Raw genomic sequence first — 20,680 nt, 5'->3', positions numbered from 1 at the left:
TGTTTTCAGTTGCAAGACAAAAACTCGGCGCCGATCAACTGCCATCATTCACTTCCCCAAGGATCATCAATTTACAGTTCTATCCCATGACGTCCCTTTCATGTTGATAACGCTCCCTCTATTCCACGAGCTTCGTTTGCAGCTCTTCATGTCCTTCCGCCTGCTTTTTAAGCTGTTTCAAATCATGATCGCGTTGTTCAAGCTGCTTTTTCATATCATCAAGGTTGGCTTTCAACTCATCGACTTTTGTCTTGTGAGCTTCAACGGACTTTCCATGCTCGGCCATAATTTTGTCAATGACGTCTTTTTCAAGACCTAAACTTTCAAGAAATTCGCGTTTCATGGTATTCCTCCCGGTTACGTTTTTTAACGTGGTAAAAAGACGAACAAATAACCAGTTACTCATTTCGCGCGATAGAAGCATTCGCCCACATGACACTTTGCTCAAGATTAGGGCTGCCCTTCTTTATACTTAAAATTGTTTTCGATTTCCTTGTTCATGCTCATCTCCTTATTCATCTCCCTTTTGTTAGTGTATTTTGTGAAAATAAAAAGCACCCAACCACCTAAAATGTGATTCAGTGCTTCTAGCCAATGATCTCAATCGATTTTATTTCGGTTTCCAGCACACCAAAAACGTATCCCTGCCCTTTTGTTTCTTCGTTTGTAATTATTAATCTATCTATTCCATCCTCACTGTCTTCCCCATCGCAATAATCGCGAACAAACCCTTCTATATAAATGCACCTTGAAAAGTTAACTTTTCGATTACGCGGAACACCCCAAGCGTCGTAACACTTCCCCCGGGCGTTCCTGAATGTAATGAGCAAATCATTGAACCGCTTGCACGATCTCGTGGCGGTCTTTGTGAAAGGCGTTGGCGATCACCGTATCCTTCAGCCATTTCCACAAACGCTCGTTCGGGTTGAGCTGCAGCGAGTAGGGCGGCAGATACAGGAAATGAAAACATTGTCCTTCTTCTCGCAAAAAGTCCTTCACCATTCGAGCGTGATGAATCCGGGCATTGTCCAAGACGAGCGCAATGATCCAGTTGGGATGCCGCTCTTTGAGCAGGTGCAAGAAATCCAAGAATGTCGCGGCGTTGGCGGCTTCTGCTTGGTGAAGCACAATGTCCCCATCGTGGACGTTCACGGCGCCAAATACCGAAACATGGGCATGATGGCCGAATGTCGGCACACGTTGACCATGGAGGCCGCTTCTTTGCCCAAATAACCTTCCATGACCAAGCGAACGGCCATCACCCGTTGGCGAAGAAGCGCGTTTTGGATTTTCCGTTCCTGTTTGCGAAGCGTCCGTGGCATCCATCCGTGATCATGGGTGATGTTGAGACGTTTCATGAATGATCCCGCTCCTTTTCCATAGGTTTCCTTAGGAACAGGATAACCGGAGTGTGCACCGGTTATACGAAGGTTAACTTTTTAATGAGCATGTATATAGGCACTCATGAAAGGAGGAAATCGCCATTCTACTTATTAGTGGCATTTACACAACAAAAAACAAAAAATTGATTAAAAGTTATTGATACGTATTATAACACGTGTTATAATGTAATCAAGGAGGGAGGGAAATGAAGAGTTACTCTTCAAAGGAATTAATAAAAATCATACAACAAGATGGATGGTACATAGTAAGAACAAGTGGCAGTCATCATCAGTTTAAACATCCTATATAGATGCAATTTGAAGCTTTAACATTTGTCGCTTTTACCGAGCATTTGATCGACTGTCGGGTGACCGAACAACCCCGCTTCTAGACCCATGTATGGGTCTGTGAAGCGGGTGGTTGTTCGGTCTTCCGTCACGCCAAAGCGTGACGGGGGCAAGCCTGTGGCTTGCCTTCGACAGTCGAAAAATGGACAAGCCTCTTTTCCGTCAAGGATATGTTAAACTTTTTCGTTGCATCTATATAGTAAACCTGGACTAGTAACCATCCCTCATCCAAAGAAAAACTTACCGATCAAAACAGTAAAAAGCATACTCAAACAGGCGGGGCTATTATAAGCCCTCCTAAAGGAGGTTAACATATATGAATAAAAAAGACCGCTATATTTATCCAGCTATTTTCGATTACAGTAGCGATGGAATATCTGTTGAGTTTCCTGATCTTCCTGGCTGCTTTACCTGCGGAGATACAGAGGAAGAAGCTTTTAAAATGGCCAAAGAGGCGATGGCATTACACTTATACGGCTTGGAGCAGGAAAATGAAGAGATTCCTCATCCTTCAAAAGTATCGGAAATTCAAACAGAAAACAATCAGGTAATCGTGTTCATAGAGGTATGGATGCCACCTTTTCGACACGAAATGGAAAACAAAGCGGTAAAAAAAACACTGACTATCCCAAAATGGCTTGACGATTTAGCGAGAGAACATAACGTAAACTATTCCCAAATCCTTCAGGAGGCATTAAAGAAGCATCTTGGCGCCACCGACCGATAATTCAATAAATTCTAAAAAAAGCCTCTTCACCTGCACAGGCAGAAGAGGCTTTCGTTTATACGTTTTTTAATTTTTTTCTCCGCCCGTTCAATCATCGTCTGGACGCTGCTTGAAGAAATACACAAATAATTTGCAATTTCGCTATAAGTTATGTAATATCCACGTGACATCAGATATACTTCTTTTTCTCGCTCCGTAAGCACCGATAAAACATCCTCAATACGTTCCCGATCCCAGCTCGTAATGACACTTTCTTTTTCGTGGTCATCCCATTTATAAATAGGCTCACTGGAACGAAAATACTTTTGTATAAGCAATGGGTCGAATAATTTTTGTTTTTTGCAAGCAAAAAATGCAGAGAAGTGCAAGAAAAAATACATAGGCTTGCCAGCTCAAGACTTAAGGTTCCAGACCGGGGGAAGAGGACGGCTGGATCGCGGAGAGAGCGTTCCGCAGTCGATAGCTCTCTCCCGTAAAGGCCAGGATGTGGGCATGGTGAACCAAGCGATCCACCAGCGCAGCTGTCAAGCGGTTGTCCCCAAACACCCGATTCCACTGTCCAAATTCCAGATTCGACGTCACGATGACGCTTTTTCGCACATAACAGTCGGCGATAATATGAAACAACAGCTCCGATCCTTGCTTTTGAAACGGCACATAGCCGAGTTCATCCAATATCAACAGTTCGCACGCATCGATGCTTCGTTTCAGCCGCCCGAGCGTGCCATTTTTCAATGCCTCTTCCAGCTGGGCGACGAGATCCGCAACGCGGAAAAACCGAACCTCATGGCCTTGTTGGCACGCCTGGATGCCGAGCGCTGTGGCGAGATGGGTTTTTCCTGTCCCGGGCGAGCCTAAAAGCAGAACGTTTTGTTTTCGCTCCAAAAAGCGAAGGTCACACAATTCCTTCTTCGATGTCGTGGTCGGCCAGTGGATGTGATCCGACCATTCGTAATCCTTCAGCCATTTCAACTCCCGAAACTTGGCTTTCTTGATCAGCCGGGCCTGTTTCGCCTGCTGGCGGCACGACAGCTCCAGCGCCAATACATCCCGCAAAAACTGTTCTTTCGTTTCGAACATCACCTCCTCGAATCGATCCGCGATATAGGCCAAATGCAGGGCTTTACAAATCTCTTTCACCTCTGCTCTCATCCCTGGACACCCCTTCCCGAACAGGATGAAGACGTTGATCATACACCGTTAAGTCCGTTTCATAGTCGATCAGGACGGAAGGGGTGTACGATTCTTTCCACTTGGCCGGGTAATGGGATTGCTCGGCTTCCATCAACACCCCGATTTCATGAGGAGCCAAGTCCCATCGCTGGTTCTCATCGAGCCACTGGGCGATTTCATAAAGCGTGCAACGATCCAACAGCGCTCGCAGCCCTTTCAAACGGGCCGCCACCTGGGGCGGGGTGCCAGCCAGATACGTTCGGATCGCTTCCGGCAAGTACGCCCCGTATCGGGAATGCCCGACAACCTGGGGTTTGGTCTCCCACTCAGCGAAAATCTCTTTCCAAGGGATCTCGCGTTTCACGTTCGTATACGGCCTTGGCATCTCAAGATGTATGCCTCCGTCAGGAGAGAGCACAAAGAAACGATCCCACTCTTTTTTCACCAATACCCGGTTGGGGACGGACAGGCCATGGACGACGAACGCCTTCCCATCCACCATCACTTCTCCGTACTTATTCACGTAAGCGTGATCGAGGGAGAAGATCGGAAAATCTTGTTCCGGCAACGCCAACAGCTCCGGCCGCTCTTCCTGCCATAGCTCCTCTATCAACCGCCCCTTTTCATAATGAGGGCGGTTTCGGTCCTCGACCATCTTGCGATGCAACCACTCCACCAGCTCCGGATCCGACTCGATCAACGGAGCCGGGACGAAACAAAGGTTGCGAGTGTAATAGACTTTTCGCTCCGCATTTCCTTTCTCATGTCCGCTGTATGGATTGCACACTTGTACATCAAACCGATAGTAGAGTTGAAATTTCTCAAAAGCCTCGGTGAATTGGCGTTCTCCCCCTTTTCGAATCGACACGATGGCCGCGGACAAATTGTCAATGCGCAATGCCTTTGGCACTCCCCCAGCCTGACGAAACAGCTGCGTCAACCCATGGAGGAAGCATTCACTGTTTTCCGCCGGCAGCGGATAAGCAAACGCAGCGTTGCTATACGGGAAGCTTACGATCAAAACCGATCGTTCTTCTTCCTTCCCCTCCTTCGTCACCACCGTCATCTTCCCGAAATCCACCTGCGCCTCGCCTGGCGGGTGCTCAAGTCGTTCATAGCGCTGTTCTTTCTCGAGTTTGAGCTGCGGTCTTCGTTTTTGCACGTACGCGCAAGCGGTGCGATACGAGCCTTGAAATCCATGGTCACGACAAAGCGCTTCAAACATCGTCTTGTTCGTTCGCCGTTGTTTTCTCGGCAGCTTGGCATCCTCCTCCAACCAGTCATCAATGATTTGCCCGTATCCTTCTTCCTCCATCATCCCCTTTTTGCGTTTGATGGTTGGTTGGACAGAAATGCCGCCATCCGCGTATTTCTTGACCGTTCTCCAGTTATATCCCGTTTCGCGGGAAATTTCCGCAATCGATAACCCTTTCTTTTCACGCAGTTTTCTGATACGATTCATTTCGGGCATTGCCAGCATCCTTTCGCTCCTCCACTGTTTGGTTTATGTGTTCACAACTTCCACAGTAGAGGAAATGTTAGGGGCTGGCAAGCCTTTTTTCTTTGCCTTAGGCTCTGCACGTTTCGTTGCAGAACTCTGTATTTTTATTTTGCACTAAACAGGATAGGTGAACAAAGCAATGACTGGAACAACAAGCAGATAGGACAAAAGAAGAAGTAAAGCGTTTTCTGGATGGAAGAAAAAATGGCCAAAAAACCGGAAAATGAGGGTTGCTCCTAACCAAACAAGAAAGCCCCAAATAAGAAAATACACGATCAACACCCCTTTTTCTTAAATAAGTCATAACCACATTTTCACCAACGATTTTGATCCATCATACCTTCACAGACGGTCCTTATTCTTTTCGGCAATAAAATCTTTAATAAAAAACAACGGGTAAATCATCAAATACAAGTTGGCAGCCCACCAAGTAATGTCAAAATCCTTGCTAAAAGCCCAAAATGCAATGGCCTGCAATCCGGAACAAAAAGTCAACACAAGAGAAATCAGAGCCCAGTTCCGCCATGCCGGGTTGTTTTTATTATATAAATATATACTGTAAAGACCAGTGATAGAAATGAAAATATCTAATGGGAAAAACGACCAGTTCCATGCGATAATAATCGGGTTATCATAGTCTTTAAACGCTACTTCTTCAGGTATAAGATGGAAAAAGGTAATGAGCCAGTATATAATAAACCCAATATCCGTTACTAAAAAAAACGGTTTTAAACACTTCATTTTTTCCTCCAACACAACTCATCCATTCTACAGATTTTCTGCTCATGTTTCATCAACCTAGAAAACAAACTGTAACATATTAAAACAAAACACATGATATAAAGAGCTGTTGATAAACCAAATAAATCGGCCAGTCCTCCTCCTGCAATTGGACCAAGTATCATCCCTAAGGAATAGGGCCATATTAAAAACAGCAAATGCAGTAGCATACGCCCCCCACCTAAACGATCAACAGAATTCGCTAATTCCGGCAAAGTCGGCGTTAAGACAAAACCAGCCGCTGCCCCTACCAAAAAAAGTACGGCTCCTTCTAATATTAACGAGTTAGGGAGTATGACCAATGGAAGAGAAACGGCTAAAATAAGCAGGCCTGCCATCATCAAAGAAAAAGTTCCGCATCGATCAGATAACCAACCAGCTAAGGGACTTACCATTCCATAAGAATCCTTCGCTGCTCGTACGTGAGCGGTTGACCTAACGCGCGTTGGATTCGTCCATCCGGCAGTTCCAACAGGACGACCCTAACATACCAAAACAATTGAAAAATCGCTTGTCCGGTCGGTCGGGTCAGTTTCCGACCTCCCGCGCCCTTTCATGGGCGTTCCGGGGTGATGAACGGACGCACTCGGCGCTGGAAGACACGGTAAATCGCCAAGGCCAACAGAAACAAATAGCCTAATACCGCGACTCGTTCCGGTTTTTTCACGTAAATCTCATCCGTAAAGAACGGGTCTTTCAAGAAAGAAAAGTTCATTTCCACCGAGATTTGACCTTTATACAACTTCAAGATCTCTTTCGCATCCATCGGCTGACCTTTCCATTCCTTCGGAACGGTCGTGACAAGGACAAATCGGGACGCTTTCCGTCTCGCCTGTTCCCACGCAGCTTGGTCGAATTCCACGTTCAAGCGAAGGGCGTACACCGTCTCCATGTCCAGTTCCGCCCCTTTTTTCGGACGTCCGCGCCGTTTTTTCGGGCGCACCATCGCTTCGACCGACGCCTCGACGCGATGGAACCGGGGACGAAGGGACGCCTTTAGAGACGCTAGGGCTTGTTCGGCGTCTTCCCGGCACGAAAACAGGCGGCTTTCCCATCGGGTTTGTTCCTGCCGAAGAAACTCCTCTTCTTGGTTTCGCTCTTTTTCGAGCATCTTTCCTTTTCGTTGGTCGAGCGCGCTGGATTCGACGACGATCAACCGGACCGAATGACCTTCGTACGTCGATGTCGTTTCCCACACCCGGTAGGTGGCTCCGTTTTTCTCTGCGAAGGAGAACGGATCGCTCCACGGCGTGTCTTGGGCATCGGCTTTAGCCAGCGCGGTTTTGACGATCCGGAGCGAAGAAGGACCTCTTGTGATCAAAAAGGCGTTGGCGGCCTTCGTTTGCGCCAGCGTGTCTTTCGTCATGGCCGCAGAATCGGCTACGTAAATCCATTCGTCTTCGATTTTGGCCTGCTTCAGCTGTTTCTGCACACGGGACAACACCTCGGGATTCCACGTTTTATCCGGCAGGTTGCCGTCGTGTACATCGCCATAAAACGGGATGCCATCCTCGTTGCCAATCAGCCCAAATCCGATCTGCTTTTGCCAACGATGATGCCGGTTGTAGCCATGCGTAATCTGCAAAGCATCCGGTGAGGCCGATTCATACGTACCGTAAACCGATACATCGGTCGTATCGGCATGGAACACCCGAAGAGGGATTCCCTCTTTCTTGTAAATCTGCACCAAACAAGCCGAAAGAACCGCGTGGATATTGGCGTCGTACAGCCGATCCAGATGGCGCGCGATGGCATCGTCGTTGAACCAAGAAGGGGAAAGCCCTGGTCGGATCAGCTTAGGCAAATCGATGTCATGCGCCCATCGTTCCACATGAACGAGTGCTTGCCGACCGCTCAAGATATCCAAGGTGAGCAGCCAGACCACATCGCTGGCTCGGGTTTGGCATTGCGGATCCACCGGAACCAGACGGTCGATTAACGAAGGGAGACCAAGGTTCTTGAAAATAGTGCTTATTATATTCAAATAGGAACTTTCATAAATGGCACGGATTTGAACGCTCATGATGTAGAAACTCCTTTGCCTCTCTTGTGTTTCAAGGATTCATTCGACAGGAAGATAAAAAAATCCTCCCGATGTTTGTCGAGAGGGTGCGAAATGTAAGATCCAGCATATATCTCGTATTTAAGATGGTTTTTAAGATGATGTATAAAATTTTGTGTAAAGCATTGTGCTAGACCAAAAGAAAAAGGTAGGGTATTCTCTGATTTGGCTAAAAACAACCTTCCAGAGAAAGGAGAACCCTAACTATGTCTAAAAGTATACCGAATTTATGAGGATTTGCCGAAGCGTAGGAAGCCTTTCAACGAATGTTTGAAGAACGTTATAATTAACCAAATAATGTAAAACGATGAGATAAGGAGATTCTCCCTCTCCACTCATAAGACTGAATATTCAGTCTTATGAGTGGAGAAAACTCATCACCTATCCATTTTAAATCCATTTCAGAGATACCCTACTATCTTACATTACACAAAATTCTTGACGGTACCCGGTTTCACTAGAATTTTCAAAACCGAAAAGCACATAGGCCAAAGATTCAAGTGCTCATCGCATATTACGAATAGCTTTTAGTCACTTTAATTTTTCTTTCGCTAATAAATTTCTTTTGTCGACCAACAACCCGTACTACTTGCTTTATATACTGTTTTTCAGGTGGGCACGGGGCTTTTCCTGTTTCAATCCTAATTAGAGGACAAGCAGATCCTTGACAAGAAGGTCTTAGGAAGCACTTCTTACAGCCCTCATCTTCAGACTCATCGTTCATAACCCACAAAGCAAATTTATCTATATCTATTCTAAAGTTCCCATCTTTTTCAACTTTTCCAATCTTATTTTTTTCATTATATAACGCTACTGTACACTTATATAAAGTACCGTCTGATCCAATTACATAAGAATTAGGATCAGCCGCATAACATACATAACCACCAGGTTGAAGAATGCTACCTAATGTAGTCGATAACCCCTGATTTAAAGCATCTTCACACAAACTTAGTGCTACTTTTGCTCTTATTTTTGTATCAAATATATCTAAATCTTCATCATTCGGTCCGCCCCATCGACCAATAGGAAAGTAGTTGACGTGAAACCTTCCATCGTTGGAAAACGTTTCGGAAAGCTCTTTTGTAAGATCGCGTATATAAGGTTCATTACTTTTATCGAAGTTGACACGTATCCTAACCTGAAAATCATATTCCAAACAACTCAAATTTTTCAAATTATTAAATATTCTTTTGAAAGTTCCTTGTCCTCCCACTAACTTACGTGTTTGATCATGAATATGTTCAGGGCCGTCTATAGTTATCTGGAAATTGTCAACACCTAGCTTTAATAATTTTGTCGCCGTATCACTGTTTAAAAGGAATCCATTAGTAGTAATACCAGCACGAAACTTGAAATTGTACTTTTCACTTAATAAAAGGAATTGATTTGATAATTTTTCAATAACATCTAATGCGAGAAGAGGTTCTCCTCCAAACCAATGGACATTCAAATTTTTTAGTTGAGGCCCTCTTTTCTCAACATATTTTATTACACCTTCAATAACATCATCCGACATTTTTCCTTTCTCAAAATTTTCATAACAATATGTACACCTAAAGTTACACTGTTCAGTGACTAAAAAAATCAAATACATATTTTCAGGATTTCTTCCTTTGATTTCATGTAAAATTCGGGCTCTTTTAAATTCGTCTACATTACTTTTGATTAAAAAGCCATAATTAGCAAGAATCTTTGCAGTATCATCAAGCTCATCACATCCCGATCGGAGAATATTTTTAATCTTATTAGCATGAGCTTGTGGAACACGTAAAAATGCCCCCGTATAAGTATTACATATATAAAGATCCCCATTCTCTTCATGGGAAAGAATATTAAATCGCGATGCTACCCATCTATCATTCACATCTGATTTTACCTCTTTGGGAATAGTAGAAAACGGCTCCATTTTTACCCCTCCTATAATCAAGGGATAGCTTAATATAGCTATCCCCGATGACAAAAGAATATGATCAGCATCCTCCGCAGTTTGTGTTAGTCGGTGCAAAAGAAAGAAGAACGTCTTCTGCTGTTGGATTCAAGACATCGAAGCCTTCATCAAGAATTTGAAGCATTTCCTGATTCATGCAATTCACCTCCTTTCAATTCATTGTCTGACTGCTGTATATGTCTCTGTATATACTCAGCTACTGTATATGGGGGAGGTACATGTCCATAATCTACTTTTTCTCCGGTTGCAGTTATCCATGCATTTCCACTAGGAAATACAACTTTATGTCCAAAACTGATCAGCTTTTTAGCATTGTATTGTGTAACTTTTGCATCCCACATGTTTGGCCCCATATTTGGGAAAAAGACAACAGGTCTTGGAGAGCATAAAACCAGCATGGTTAACAAATTATCAGCTATTCCGTTTGCACACTTCGCTAAAGTATTAGCAGTACAAGGCAAAATGATGAAAATATCCGCCCAGTCATGTAAAAAGGAATGAGGAACTCTATTTCGTGTATACTCCTTTGGAAAATCGTACATATCCTGATATGCAGGAGCATCAGCGTGCGCCGCTAAAAAATTGACATCAATAAATTTCTGAACGTTCGATGTACAAACTAGTCTAATGTTAGCATCTAGTTTTTCTCTAAAAACTCGTAAATACATAGGTAGTTCAACAACTCCTGAAGAACCTGTAACGCCAACTAATATATTCAAGCTTAACACCTCCTTTACATTACAGTTTCTCTTGGCGTACCTTTTCTCTCATTAATTAATAACGAAGATAAACTATATAAATGCACCTTGAAAAGTTAACTTTTCGATTACGCGGCACACCCCAAGCGCCGCAACACTTCCTCCGGGCGTTCCTGAATGTAATGAGCAAATCGTTGAACCGCTTGCAGGATCTCGTGGCGGTCTTTGTGAAAGGCGTTGGCGATCACCGTATCCTTCAGCCATTTCCACAAACGCTCGATCGGGTTGAGCTGCGGCGAGTAGGGCGGCAGATACAGGAAATGAAAACATTGTCCTTCTTCTCGCAAAAAGTCCTTCACCATTCGAGCGTGATGAATCCGGGCATTGTCCAAGACGAGCGCAATCATCCGGTTGGGATGCCGCTCTTTGAGCAGGCGCAAGAAATCCAAGAACGTCGTGGCGTTGGCGGCTTCTGCTTGGTGAAGCACGGTGTCCCCATCGTGGACGTTCACGGCGCCAAATACCGAAACATGGGCATGATGGCCGAATGTCGGCACACGTTTTTGACGGCCGACCTCGGACCAAGTGGATCGCAAGACATGATAAGAGCGGATATGCGTTTCATCGATGTACAGAAGAACGGCATCTTCTGTCTCCTTGGTGATCAAGTTTTTTTTATCAAATCCATTTGCTTTTCAAATTGCTTTTGCTCATCCGGATTCCCTTTCGCCAGCGTGTACGTAGGGCGAGTCCATGACAGACCTTGACGGTGCAGGAGTTTTCGCAGCGCTTCACGGGAAAGCCAAACACCAAAGTGCTTTTCGACATAGGATTGCAGGAGTTTGGTGTTCCACGCCGAAGCGACGTCCCAGCCCAGTTCCGCGGGAGTGGTGGTCAACACAAGCTGTTTGATCTCTTCCTGCTGTTCTTCGGTGAGAAACGGCTCCCGTCCGGGGGCGAAATCCCGATGAAGCAAGAGCTCCAGACCGCCTTCGTTGAACAGCGACACATAATGGGAAACGGTTTGTCGGCACACGTTGACCATGGAGGCCGCCTCTTTGCCCAAATAACCTTCCATGACCAAACGAACCGCCATCACCCGTTGGCGAAGAAGCGCGTTTTTGATTTTCCGTTCCTGTTTGCGAAGCGTCCGTGGCGTCCATCCGTGATCATGGGTGATGTTGAGACGTTTCATGAATGATCCCGCTCCTTTTCCATAGGTTTCCTTAGGAACAGGATAACCGGAGTGTGCACCGGTTATACGAAGGTTAACTTTTTAATGAGCATGTATATAGTAACTATACCCAAAGCACCTGCAATGAAGAAAAGATATTTTATATTGAAATAATCAACACTGACCCCAAAAATAAACTGGGCTACTGGCGTTGAAAGCATTGAAATCGCCATCATAATACTATTAACTCTTCCTAATAAATGAATAGGCACAGAACGTTGAACAAAAGTAGGTATAAGGACTCCTATAAAACCAGTAATTAAGCCAATTACAAAAACGAAAATTAGAATAATCAAAAAATTTTGGGTGAAACATAGTGCGGCAATACCAGTAGCTTGTAAAAGAAAAGATAAATAAATAATCTTCAATTCAACCTTGTGAATGCTTTTAACTGAAAAGATTAAACCAGTTAACAAACTTCCCATTGACATCGATGAATATATATATCCTAAATACTTAGCATCACCACTAACATTTTTAGCTAAAAAAGGGAACAATACATTAACCCCGTTTGCTCCAATATTTACAAAAAACATAGTTATAACCAAATAAAAAATCATTTTTTGTCTATTCAAAAAACTAAAACCAAGTCTTAAATCCGAAAAGTAAGAAGTTTTGTCATTATTATCGTTCATATTTTCAAGATGACTATTTTTAGAGTCAATAAACAAAATTAAAAAAGTTGAAAATACATATAAGATAGAAATGGCTATCAAGGAATGTTCTATTGAGATTGATTCAACCATCCAAGCGGCGATTAAAGGGCCCAAAATGATCGTTGTTCTTACAACAGTGAAGTATTGACTATTGAGACGACTCAAATATTCAGTAGCGACTAATCTTGGCTTTATTGATTCTGAGGCTGACCAATAAAAAGCATCAATCGCTCCAAACAAAACGGAGACCATTATGAGAATTACAAAAGAGATAGTAAGATCCCATAACAGAATAGCCAAAACTAACACAATGATTGCCCTTATCATGTCTGACAACCACAGAAACAACTTTGCCCCTATTCGATCAATAACCGGTCCGCAAAGAAGCCCAGCAATAAATCTCGACAAACCTAGGGAAAATAAAACTGCTCCCATCAAAAAACCTGATTGTAAAACATCAGCAATATACCAAGCTATAACAACACTGTATATGACATCCCCCAAGTTTGAAAGAAACGTTGCTATACAAAATTTTGTAGCGTTCAAAATGATCACCCTTAGAAAGATTGAGACTAGGCATGTAATGCACTTGTGAAACAGAACAAAATCAAAACATAGGATAAGGGGCGGTTTTAATATAACTAAAGATTCATTATATTACAATTATTACAATAATTATTTTATCGGGAAAATACGGTAATGTAAAGAGTTTTTTTGTAATACCTCGTCTCGTTTTGTCGGATATCGTTGAATGCAACATATCTTTTGTTATGTTGAATAATTGAAAACACAAAAAAAGAAGCCAACGAGTGGCTTCTTTACCGCTTTTATAGAACTTTTTCCGACTTTTCATCATACCGCTTCATTAAACTGTAAGCGATGGATAACTTTTTTAAAATGTAATCTTGAGGATCAGCTGTTTGCACGTACCCTTCTAATTCCTGTACTTTCACATCCGCAAACATGCCGCCTACCCTAGCTAAATGGTCGATGATATCAAAAAGTTCGCCGTTGTCGGAACGGTGTTTAACTGCTAAGAATTGAATTTCGTCCAGTCTCTCGCGAATTTCCCGAGCTGCAGAAATTGTAAACTTACTCTCCATACGTATCGTATCCCCCTCGTAAATGGACATTCGCCATAGATTATATTTATCAAAGGGAATAGTTATGAAAGAAATCTGAATCAATCATTTAAAATACGATGTCGTCCTCCAAAAAACAACCGCATCGATTTTAAGGCGTTTAGTAGGTGTAAATTATCACTTTATTTCGGAACAAAAGAGCCATTTTTTTGCACATTCCTTCAGAAAGCCCTCTCCCCTTTTCTGAAAGAATGTGCTAAATTTTTTGTGAATTATTTCGGAAGAGAAAATCCATCGGTTCAGAGGAGGGGAGGAGGACGTGATTCAATTTCATGACTTTGGCATTGACGTCCAAACGTATGCAGAGCGTGGAAAAGAAAACGACTTCCCTCTTCTGACACAGTGTCCGCATTGCCGGGCCAAGCGCCCGTTGCACCGCCACGGTTACTATGAGCGAAACGCATTGACCCCACATGGTGATGATCGCATTTGGATTGTCCGGTATCGCTGCCGGGAATGCTTGAAGACGGTGAGTGTGCTGCCTTCCTTTCTCCTCCCGTATTTTCAGTATACGTTGTCCGCTATATGGCAAGTCGTGAAAGAGCAGTTGGGATTGACCGAGGGAACGAACCAAGATCCGTTCCTCCCGACAAAGGACGGCATCATCTTTTATGTCCGACGGTTCTTCCGAAACCTATCAAACCTTCACAGCTTTTTTGCAAGGCGGTGGAGGATTATAGGCCCTATCGTGAAAAAAGAAAAGGAACGGGCTTCCTGGTGGATCCGAACGTTGGAGGAACACGGTCTCTATTCGGTCATCAGAGACATGTGGGAGGACGGATTCCGACACCCTTTTGCGAATTAAATGGGGTCCTGATTTTACATACATATCCTAAATTGGAAATGATTTAGGTTCCCACAAACCTTTCCTATCGACGGAGAAAAAGCAATTCGGTACGATAAGGGCAGGAGGACCGGAACGGTCCTGATTCCAAGTGAGACAAGGAGGAGATTCGAATGGATGAGTCGATGAGACACGACATTGCCCTGTTTCGGTACGGGCTAATCGCTCCGTTGGTGAATGGGCAGGTGGAACCGAAGACGTATCTGAAAGAGGTGAGCGAGCGAGTGCACCATGTTCCCCACCAAGGCGACAAACGAATCGCAGCCAAGACGATCCTCGATTGGTGCACCCGATACAAAAAAGGGGGCTTTGACGCCTTAAAGCCGAAGCGCCGTTCGGACCGCGGCCGCTCAAGGCGTCTGTCGCCCGATGATGAGGATCATATTTTAGCCCTAAGAAAAGAACATCCCACCATGCCCGTGACGGTGTTCTACGAACACCTAATCGAGCAGGGGGAAATCCCAGAAAACCATACCTCTTACTTTACTATATAAGTTGAAATTTTGTTTTACATCCAGCGGATCACTTCACCACGTTATATCATATCGGTTTGTATTTAGATGAAAACGGAAACGAAAAATCGGAAATTCTTTATTGCAACTTATATAGGTTGTAATAAAGAATTTCCGATCTCCATGTCCCGTCTTTATCACCTGACAAGCTGGCACGGTGACAAGAAGAGCGAACAATGCCATGTAAAACAAAATTGCAACTTATATAGATTTAGAAGGCCGGTGAAAAAGTACACTCTAAGGCAGGGATTTAGGGGGCTTATGTCGAAAAAGGAGGAAAAACCGTTGGAATGGAGCGTGACTGGATCATGAAAGCCCCCAAAAACCCTTCGACTCAGCCTCGGCTGTTTCAAGTCATCGACATGGAGGACCTGGTTCCCCCACATCATATCCTGCGCCAAATCAACGAAGCGGTTGACTTTTCCGTCATTCACGATTGGGCGGCTCCCCTGTACACGAAAAAAACGGGTCGCCCGGCGGCGGATCCGGAACGGCTGCTTCGCCTGATGCTGCTCTCGTATTTGTTTAATCACTCCGAGCGGGAGTTGTATGAGATCCTCCCGATGCATGCCGGATACCTGTGGTTTTGCGGTCTTGACTTTGAATCCGTGTTCCATCCCGACCCGCATCATCCCACGCTTCCGGATCGAACGACGCTCGTGAAAACACGGAAACGCTGGCGTCAACACGGAATCTTTGATCGGCTGATGACCTATGTGGTGGACCAGTGCATCGCGGCGGGGCTGGTCTCTCCGGATGTCCATGCGGCGGCTGATGGCACCCAAGTGCGGGCGAATGCTTCGATCCACAGCTTGCGGGAGGTCAAGCTCGCTCCGGTGGAGACGTTGGAAGACTACCTGGCCCGCACCGCTCGGGAAGATGAACAGACTGAGTCCCCGAAGGCGGACCGGGATCCCGATGACGATCCGCCTTCTCCGTCTCCCCAATCAGGAGAGCGCGCCCATGCCGAAGAACGAGGAAACTTCCGTGGAACCACGTTTTCCAATCAAACCCGTCGAAGCGTGACGGCTCCGGATGCTCGGTTGTACAAGAAAGGCAAAGGGCAGGAAGCGTATCCTCGGTATTGGGTACACGATGTCATCGATGTCCGGTCACGCGTCATGTTATCTCGAAAAGCGAGCGTGGCCACCGGAACGGCGGAACGGGAGACGAGTTTGGAGCAGCTGGCTTCGATTCGATTCCGCCACCCGTCGATTACGGACAAAGCATATGGCACCACGGAGTATTTGGAAGCGCTCTTCGCCCAAGGCATTACGCCGCTCGTGTCGCTGCGCCGCAAGGAGATGGAGGAGATTCCAACCTGGAAGCGCCGGGCGAAGGATCCCGCTCAGGAAGCACAACGCCAGGCGAAAGTCCGAGACGTTCAGATTCGCAACCAAGCGAGGCTCCTTCCGCAACAGGGCGGTTATCGATCCATTCAAGCCCTTCGTACGCGTTGTGAGCATGTGTTCGCCGAAGGGAAGGAATGTCATGGGCTGGATCGGGCCCGAAGCCGGGGCCTGGACGCCATGGGAGAACAGGTGTTGTTGACCGCCGTCGTGCAAAATCTGAAGCGATTGTGCCGGTTTCGAAAAAAAACGAGGGGGACCGGCTCTTTGGCGTGCGCAAAAACGGAATTTGGAGCAGGAAGTCCTGCTCGTCCTCCCGTCCTTTGGCGCCAAATAGCGGGGAGAATGGTCTCCAAAATTCGACATGAGGGAAGTCTATGCCCCATTAATTCACCGGCCTTCTAGAAGTATTTATAAAGAAGTAATAAGAGGATATGGGTGGTGATTTCATGGCGTTTTGGAAGAGTATTAAGAATAAAGAAACAGTTATTTTAAGTGAAGATGCAGTCGATTTACTAAGTGATACTCTTTTAGAGATAAGAAAGATTTATGAGGAAGATTTAGAAAGAAAACCAACTGTAGCTGAATTGGAAGCATTGATTATGGAGGCAATGCAACTTGATTCAAATATAGCCGAACAATTGGAGGAAATGGAAATCACCGATGTAAAATTTAAATTGAAAAAGAGAAAAAAGGCTCCTAACATTGAACCAGGTATTGTATTTGCAATCCCGCTTGTAAATTAGCACATTATTTCAGAATCACTTTTTCAAATTATTTCAGATGGATTCTGAAATAATGTGCAAAATGTTTGCGGATTGTTCCGGATTTTGCACATTCTTTCGGAACGTTTGCACGCTCTTTCAAAGGAGGTGGTGCATCTAAAAAACTTTGACTTCTAAACCAAACATATATTCTACATTGCTTCAAAGGGAGGGAGATGACATGGCCAGTATTCAAAAGATGAAAAATGGCCGTTGGCGCTATCGCGTTTCGTACAAAGAAAACGGAAAATATAAAACGAAAACAAAAGGCGGCTTCCGCACCAAGAAAGAGGCAGAGCTTGCGGCCGCTGAATTGGAGAGACAGCTACACAAAGGATACGACATCAACGCAGGGGATCAACTCTTCTCTGAATATATGCGGAATTGGTTCGAGTTGTATAAAAAGGGGAAATACAGCTTAGCGCACGAAAGAAACATTGAGTTATCCGTTCAATTGGTTGAAGAATATTTCGCTGGGGTTAAATTGAAAGATTTGACGCGCGATATGTACCAAAAGTTCATCAACGAAATCGGCAAAAACCATACCACAGCGACAGTACGAAAACGACACACATATATTAAGTCGTGCCTCCGTGATGCGATTGAAGAAGGAATTATCACCCGTGATCCCACGTATAAAGTGGTCATAAAGGGAGAAGTAGAAGCAAAATCGGAAGAATTGAAATATCTCAATTTTGACGAAGTGAAGAAGTTGATAGCAGAAATAAAAAAGGACATGAAACCTAAATATATCTCTCGATACATCATTTTATTCGCAATCGCCACTGGCGCTCGTTTCTCGGAAATCATGGGCCTGACATGGGATTGCGTTGATTTCAAAAACAAAACAATCACGATTAATAAGACTTGGGACTTTAAAGGGGCAAATGACTTTAGCGATACAAAGACATTCGATTCAAAACGAACCATTACGGTCGATAACGAGACGTTAAATATGCTCAAAGAACTGCGAAAACATCAAAACGAATTGGCGATGAAGACTGGATTGAGAAATACGAAAAATTTAGTATTCATCAACACAAAAATGGAAGTTGTAACGAATAACGCGGTTAATAAAACATTGCGTGCACTATGCAAAAAAGTCGGGGTTAAAACCATCACCTGCCACGGGCTTCGTCATACGCACGCTTCCATGCTTTTATATAAAGGCGTGAACATTAAGTATGTATCTCGGCGACTTGGCCATAAAGATATTGTAACCACTCTACAAACGTACTCGCATATTTTAGATGAGATGGAGCAAAAAGAGTCTCGGCAAGTTGACCTTGCAATGGAGGAGCTGTACCATGCTAAATAGCCGTGCAAAATTCGTGCAAAATTTTTTCGGATTCTATCGTTTTTTTCGGGATTCCCAAAAAATGAAAAATGACCGCAAACGCGGTCATATCAAGGGTTTCAGCACTGTTAACCCGAACCGATCGTATGTAAGTGGCGTCCCAGGAGAGACTCGAACTCCCGACCGACGGCTTAGAAGGCCGCTGCTCTATCCGACTGAGCTACTGGGACATAATCAACAGTACACTCCAATATTCCCGCTGTCCCTTCCTCTACAATCCCATTCAAGGAAGCATGGTGCGTCGGGACAACTCGCAGCCATTTCGAAGATGACTTTGCTTGTTGCTCTATCCTGCTGAGCTACTGGGACATGGCGATCATAACACTCTCATCATCCCGCTGCCCCTTCCTCTGCAAGCTTATTCGATGAAGCCAGATGTGTCGGGGCAACTCGCTGCTGGTTCACAGAAGCCTCGGCTCGTTGCTCTATCCTGCTGAGCTTCCGGAACAATATCTATACGATATTCACGATAAAATAAAGGAAAGCGGGTGATGGGAATCGAACCCACGACTTCAGCTTGGGAAGCTGAGGTTTTACCATTAAACTACACCCGCATGATCGATATCATTAAACTTGTCTTCAAAAACGACTGCAATAAGAATATAATCACTAATTGTTTTTTTTGTCAATATCTTTTTTGAAGTTAATGAATAAACGCGCTCGAGAGGATTCGAACCCCTAACCTTCTGATCCGTAGTCAGATGCTCTATCCAATTGAGCTACGAGCGCATGATGGAAAAGCGGAAGACGGGACTCGAACCCGCGACCCCCACCTTGGCAAGGTGGTGTTCTACCGCTGAACTACTTCCGCATCATGATAAAAATTCGTTCCTTCAAAACTAGATAACCGTCGGAAGAAGCCGCTCATAGGTCAAGCCCTCGATCGATTAGTATCCGTCAGCTCCACGTGTCGCCACGCTTCCACCTCGGACCTATCGACCTCGTCATCTTCGAGGGATCTTACCCGCTTCACGCGGTGGGAAATCTCATCTTGAGGGGGGCTTCACGCTTAGATGCTTTCAGCGCTTATCCCGTCCGCACATAGCTACCCAGCGGTGCCCCTGGCGGGACAACTGGTACACCAGCGGTGCGTCCATCCCGGTCCTCTCGTACTAAGGACAGCTCCTCTCAAATTTCCTCCGCCCGCGACGGATAGGGACCGAACTGTCTCACGACGTTCTGAACCCAGCTCGCGTACCGCTTTAATGGGCGAACAGCCCAACCCTTGGGACCGACTACAGCCCCAGGATGCGATGAGCCGACATCGAGGTGCCAAACCTCCCCGTCGATGTGGACTCTTGGGGGAGATCAGCCTGTTATCCCCGGGGTAGCTTTTATCCGTTGAGCGATGGCCCTTCCATGCGGAACCACCGGATCACTAAGCCCGACTTTCGTCCCTGCTCGACCTGTCCGTCTCGCAGTCAAGCTCCCTTGTGCCTTTGCACTCTCCGAATGATTTCCAACCATTCTGAGGGAACCTTTGGGCGCCTCCGTTACCTTTTGGGAGGCGACCGCCCCAGTCAAACTGCCCGCCTGACACTGTCTCCCACCCCGCTAAGGGGTGCGGGTTAGAATTTCAATACCGCCAGGGTGGTATCCCACCGCCGCCTCCACCGAAGCTGGCGCTCCGGCTTCCCAGGCTCCCACCTATCCTGTACAAGCGATACCAAAATTCCATATCAGGCTGCAGTAAAGCTCCACGGGGTCTTTCCGTCCTGTCGCGGGTAACCTGCATCTTCACAGGTAGTATAATTTCACCGGGTCTCTCGTTGAGACAGCGCCCAAGTCGTTACACCTTTCGTGCGGGTCGGAACTTACCCGACAAGGAATTTCGCTACCTTAGGACCGTTATAGTTACGGCCGCCGTTTACTGGGGCTTCGGTTCGCACCTTCGCTTCCGCTAAGCGCTCCCCTTAACCTTCCAGCACCGGGCAGGTGTCAGCCCCTATACGTCGCCTTTCGGCTTCGCAGAGACCTGTGTTTTTGATAAACAGTCGCTTGGGCCTTTTCACTGCGGCTCTTCCAGGCTCTTCACCCGAAAGAGCACCCCTTCTCCCGAAGTTACGGGGTCATTTTGCCGAGTTCCTTAACGAGAGTTCTCCCGCGCGCCTTAGGATTCTCTCCTCGCCTACCTGTGTCGGTTTGCGGTACGGGCACCTCTTCCCTCGCTAGAGGCTTTTCTTGGCAGTGTGGAATCAGG

At 45.5% G+C, this 20,680-nt stretch carries 20 protein-coding genes, 4 tRNA genes, 1 rRNA gene and 3 pseudogenes (1 of these 28 running past the window's edge); 8 read left to right on the top strand and 20 right to left on the bottom strand.

The genetic code is table 11. From position 1 onward, the window contains the following. Positions 1-118 precede the first annotated feature (118 nt). The 3 genes from BJQ97_RS07255 to BJQ97_RS17635 all read right to left on the bottom strand — a co-directional run bounded on the left by BJQ97_RS07255 (position 119) and on the right by BJQ97_RS17635 (position 1,358). Positions 119-343 carry a phage scaffolding protein gene (locus BJQ97_RS07255; protein ID WP_236567155.1) on the bottom strand — a complete coding sequence of 75 codons (225 nt, stop codon included), beginning with the start codon at positions 341-343 and terminating at the stop codon, positions 119-121. A gap of 488 nt (positions 344-831) precedes the next feature. Further along, on the bottom strand, positions 832-1,197 hold the full coding sequence (locus tag BJQ97_RS17640; RefSeq protein ID WP_236567153.1) for an IS630 family transposase: 366 nt from the start codon (positions 1,195-1,197) through the stop codon (positions 832-834). After that, on the bottom strand, positions 1,149-1,358 hold the full coding sequence (locus tag BJQ97_RS17635; RefSeq protein WP_236567152.1) for a hypothetical protein: 210 nt from the start codon (positions 1,356-1,358) through the stop codon (positions 1,149-1,151). Before BJQ97_RS17635 ends, BJQ97_RS17640 begins: the two co-directional genes overlap by 49 nt. 230 nt (positions 1,359-1,588) lie before the next feature. On the opposite strand from BJQ97_RS17635, the gene BJQ97_RS07245 reads away from it, so the two are divergent. From BJQ97_RS07245 to BJQ97_RS07235, 3 genes are all read left to right on the top strand, one after another. Next, positions 1,589-1,693 carry a type II toxin-antitoxin system HicA family toxin gene (locus BJQ97_RS07245; protein WP_160156057.1) on the top strand — a complete coding sequence of 35 codons (105 nt, stop codon included), beginning with the start codon at positions 1,589-1,591 and terminating at the stop codon, positions 1,691-1,693. A gap of 223 nt (positions 1,694-1,916) precedes the next feature. Continuing rightward, positions 1,917-2,021 carry a type II toxin-antitoxin system HicA family toxin gene (locus BJQ97_RS07240; RefSeq protein WP_236567151.1) on the top strand — a complete coding sequence of 35 codons (105 nt, stop codon included), beginning with the start codon at positions 1,917-1,919 and terminating at the stop codon, positions 2,019-2,021. Between the two features lie 25 nt (positions 2,022-2,046). Further along, positions 2,047-2,457 (top strand): type II toxin-antitoxin system HicB family antitoxin, encoded by a 411-nt coding sequence (locus BJQ97_RS07235; protein WP_160156056.1) that lies wholly within the window; start codon positions 2,047-2,049, stop codon positions 2,455-2,457. Between the two features lie 26 nt (positions 2,458-2,483). Here BJQ97_RS07235 and BJQ97_RS07230 read toward each other — a convergent pair. The 12 genes and pseudogenes from BJQ97_RS07230 to BJQ97_RS07175 form a co-directional block, all read right to left on the bottom strand. Beyond that, a pseudogene (locus BJQ97_RS07230) lies at positions 2,484-2,804 on the bottom strand (sigma-70 family RNA polymerase sigma factor); the annotation flags it as partial. A gap of 52 nt (positions 2,805-2,856) precedes the next feature. Continuing rightward, positions 2,857-3,609 carry an IS21-like element helper ATPase IstB gene (gene istB, locus BJQ97_RS07225; protein WP_160156054.1) on the bottom strand — a complete coding sequence of 251 codons (753 nt, stop codon included), beginning with the start codon at positions 3,607-3,609 and terminating at the stop codon, positions 2,857-2,859. Beyond that, positions 3,581-5,110 (bottom strand): IS21 family transposase, encoded by a 1,530-nt coding sequence (istA, locus tag BJQ97_RS07220; RefSeq protein WP_160156053.1) that lies wholly within the window; start codon positions 5,108-5,110, stop codon positions 3,581-3,583. The genes istB and istA overlap by 29 nt, the downstream gene beginning before the upstream one ends. A gap of 363 nt (positions 5,111-5,473) precedes the next feature. Further along, complete coding sequence (locus tag BJQ97_RS07210) at positions 5,474-5,872, bottom strand: YvaD family protein (protein WP_066234552.1); 399 nt, start codon at positions 5,870-5,872, stop codon at positions 5,474-5,476. After that, on the bottom strand, positions 5,869-6,306 hold the full coding sequence (locus BJQ97_RS07205; RefSeq protein ID WP_066234546.1) for an MFS transporter: 438 nt from the start codon (positions 6,304-6,306) through the stop codon (positions 5,869-5,871). The genes BJQ97_RS07210 and BJQ97_RS07205 overlap by 4 nt, the downstream gene beginning before the upstream one ends. Beyond that, positions 6,300-7,934, bottom strand: a pseudogene (locus BJQ97_RS07200) (IS1634 family transposase). The gene BJQ97_RS07205 and the pseudogene BJQ97_RS07200 overlap by 7 nt, the downstream one beginning before the upstream one ends. A 553-nt stretch (positions 7,935-8,487) precedes the next feature. Further along, positions 8,488-9,882: a radical SAM/SPASM domain-containing protein gene (locus BJQ97_RS07195; protein WP_066234541.1), complete on the bottom strand. Its 1,395-nt coding sequence runs from the start codon at positions 9,880-9,882 to the stop codon at positions 8,488-8,490. Between the two features lie 149 nt (positions 9,883-10,031). Beyond that, positions 10,032-10,643 (bottom strand): flavoprotein, encoded by a 612-nt coding sequence (locus BJQ97_RS07190; protein WP_053414193.1) that lies wholly within the window; start codon positions 10,641-10,643, stop codon positions 10,032-10,034. Positions 10,644-10,750: 107 nt separating this feature from the next. Continuing rightward, a complete protein-coding gene (locus BJQ97_RS17890; RefSeq protein ID WP_268892780.1) occupies positions 10,751-11,290 on the bottom strand; it encodes an IS630 family transposase in 540 nt (179 codons plus the stop codon). Beyond that, positions 11,287-11,817, bottom strand: a complete 531-nt coding sequence (locus BJQ97_RS17885) for an IS630 family transposase (RefSeq protein ID WP_201451656.1) — start codon at positions 11,815-11,817, stop codon at positions 11,287-11,289. The genes BJQ97_RS17890 and BJQ97_RS17885 overlap by 4 nt, the downstream gene beginning before the upstream one ends. Before the next feature lie 62 nt (positions 11,818-11,879). Continuing rightward, complete coding sequence (locus tag BJQ97_RS07180; RefSeq protein WP_160156051.1) at positions 11,880-13,067, bottom strand: MFS transporter; 1,188 nt, start codon at positions 13,065-13,067, stop codon at positions 11,880-11,882. Positions 13,068-13,339: 272 nt separating this feature from the next. Further along, positions 13,340-13,615 carry a hypothetical protein gene (locus tag BJQ97_RS07175; RefSeq protein WP_033011808.1) on the bottom strand — a complete coding sequence of 92 codons (276 nt, stop codon included), beginning with the start codon at positions 13,613-13,615 and terminating at the stop codon, positions 13,340-13,342. Positions 13,616-13,913: 298 nt separating this feature from the next. Here BJQ97_RS07175 and BJQ97_RS17625 point away from each other — a divergent pair, with 298 nt between their 5' ends. The 5 genes and pseudogenes from BJQ97_RS17625 (at position 13,914) to BJQ97_RS07150 (ending at position 18,441) form a co-directional block, all read left to right on the top strand. Next, on the top strand, positions 13,914-14,459 hold the full coding sequence (locus tag BJQ97_RS17625) for a DUF6431 domain-containing protein (protein ID WP_160156050.1): 546 nt from the start codon (positions 13,914-13,916) through the stop codon (positions 14,457-14,459). A 152-nt stretch (positions 14,460-14,611) separates the two neighbouring features. Further along, positions 14,612-14,989, top strand: a pseudogene (locus BJQ97_RS07165) (helix-turn-helix domain-containing protein); the annotation flags it as partial. Positions 14,990-15,300: 311 nt separating this feature from the next. Beyond that, positions 15,301-16,764, top strand: coding sequence for a transposase (locus BJQ97_RS07160; protein WP_160156049.1), 1,464 nt, complete (start codon positions 15,301-15,303; stop codon positions 16,762-16,764). A 44-nt stretch (positions 16,765-16,808) separates the two neighbouring features. After that, positions 16,809-17,105 (top strand): hypothetical protein, encoded by a 297-nt coding sequence (locus BJQ97_RS07155; protein WP_160156048.1) that lies wholly within the window; start codon positions 16,809-16,811, stop codon positions 17,103-17,105. A 199-nt stretch (positions 17,106-17,304) separates the two neighbouring features. Next, the gene (locus tag BJQ97_RS07150) at positions 17,305-18,441 is read left to right on the top strand and encodes a tyrosine-type recombinase/integrase (protein WP_160156047.1); all 1,137 of its coding nucleotides are present in this window, start codon (positions 17,305-17,307) and stop codon (positions 18,439-18,441) included. A gap of 132 nt (positions 18,442-18,573) precedes the next feature. On the opposite strand, the gene BJQ97_RS07145 is transcribed toward BJQ97_RS07150, so the two are convergent. The 5 genes from BJQ97_RS07145 to BJQ97_RS07125 form a co-directional block, all read right to left on the bottom strand. Then, positions 18,574-18,650: transfer RNA gene (locus BJQ97_RS07145), tRNA-Arg, on the bottom strand. A 313-nt stretch (positions 18,651-18,963) separates the two neighbouring features. After that, positions 18,964-19,034 (bottom strand) — tRNA-Gly (locus tag BJQ97_RS07140). A gap of 101 nt (positions 19,035-19,135) precedes the next feature. Beyond that, positions 19,136-19,209 (bottom strand) — tRNA-Arg (locus BJQ97_RS07135). Positions 19,210-19,219: 10 nt separating this feature from the next. Continuing rightward, a tRNA-Gly gene (locus tag BJQ97_RS07130) sits at positions 19,220-19,291 on the bottom strand. A gap of 56 nt (positions 19,292-19,347) precedes the next feature. After that, positions 19,348-20,680: ribosomal RNA gene (locus BJQ97_RS07125) — 23S ribosomal RNA — on the bottom strand; it runs 1,597 nt beyond the window's last position.

The sequence above is a fragment of the Geobacillus sp. TFV-3 genome, from assembly GCF_009901865.1.
Classification (GTDB): Bacteria; Bacillota; Bacilli; order Bacillales; family Anoxybacillaceae; genus Geobacillus; species Geobacillus thermoleovorans_A.
Note: the sequence above shows the minus strand (reverse complement) of the source record. Positions and strands in the feature narration are given on the sequence as shown.

Excerpts from the sequence above, each read along its gene's own strand:
- BJQ97_RS07255 (WP_236567155.1), bottom strand. The coding sequence starts at position 343 with ATGAAACGCGAATTTCTTGAAAGTTTAGGTCTTGAAAAAGACGTCATT.
- BJQ97_RS17635 (WP_236567152.1), bottom strand. The coding sequence starts at position 1,358 with ATGAAACGTCTCAACATCACCCATGATCACGGATGGATGCCACGGACG.
- BJQ97_RS07245 (WP_160156057.1), top strand. The coding sequence starts at position 1,589 with ATGAAGAGTTACTCTTCAAAGGAATTAATAAAAATCATACAACAAGAT.
- BJQ97_RS07235 (WP_160156056.1), top strand. The coding sequence starts at position 2,047 with ATGAATAAAAAAGACCGCTATATTTATCCAGCTATTTTCGATTACAGT.
- istB (WP_160156054.1), bottom strand. The coding sequence starts at position 3,609 with ATGAGAGCAGAGGTGAAAGAGATTTGTAAAGCCCTGCATTTGGCCTAT.
- istA (WP_160156053.1), bottom strand. The coding sequence starts at position 5,110 with ATGCTGGCAATGCCCGAAATGAATCGTATCAGAAAACTGCGTGAAAAG.
- BJQ97_RS07210 (WP_066234552.1), bottom strand. The coding sequence starts at position 5,872 with ATGAAGTGTTTAAAACCGTTTTTTTTAGTAACGGATATTGGGTTTATT.
- BJQ97_RS07205 (WP_066234546.1), bottom strand. The coding sequence starts at position 6,306 with ATGGTAAGTCCCTTAGCTGGTTGGTTATCTGATCGATGCGGAACTTTT.
- BJQ97_RS07195 (WP_066234541.1), bottom strand. The coding sequence starts at position 9,882 with ATGGAGCCGTTTTCTACTATTCCCAAAGAGGTAAAATCAGATGTGAAT.
- BJQ97_RS17885 (WP_201451656.1), bottom strand. The coding sequence starts at position 11,817 with ATGAAACGTCTCAACATCACCCATGATCACGGATGGACGCCACGGACG.
- BJQ97_RS07175 (WP_033011808.1), bottom strand. The coding sequence starts at position 13,615 with ATGGAGAGTAAGTTTACAATTTCTGCAGCTCGGGAAATTCGCGAGAGA.
- BJQ97_RS07160 (WP_160156049.1), top strand. The coding sequence starts at position 15,301 with ATGGAGCGTGACTGGATCATGAAAGCCCCCAAAAACCCTTCGACTCAG.
- BJQ97_RS07155 (WP_160156048.1), top strand. The coding sequence starts at position 16,809 with ATGGCGTTTTGGAAGAGTATTAAGAATAAAGAAACAGTTATTTTAAGT.
- BJQ97_RS07150 (WP_160156047.1), top strand. The coding sequence starts at position 17,305 with ATGGCCAGTATTCAAAAGATGAAAAATGGCCGTTGGCGCTATCGCGTT.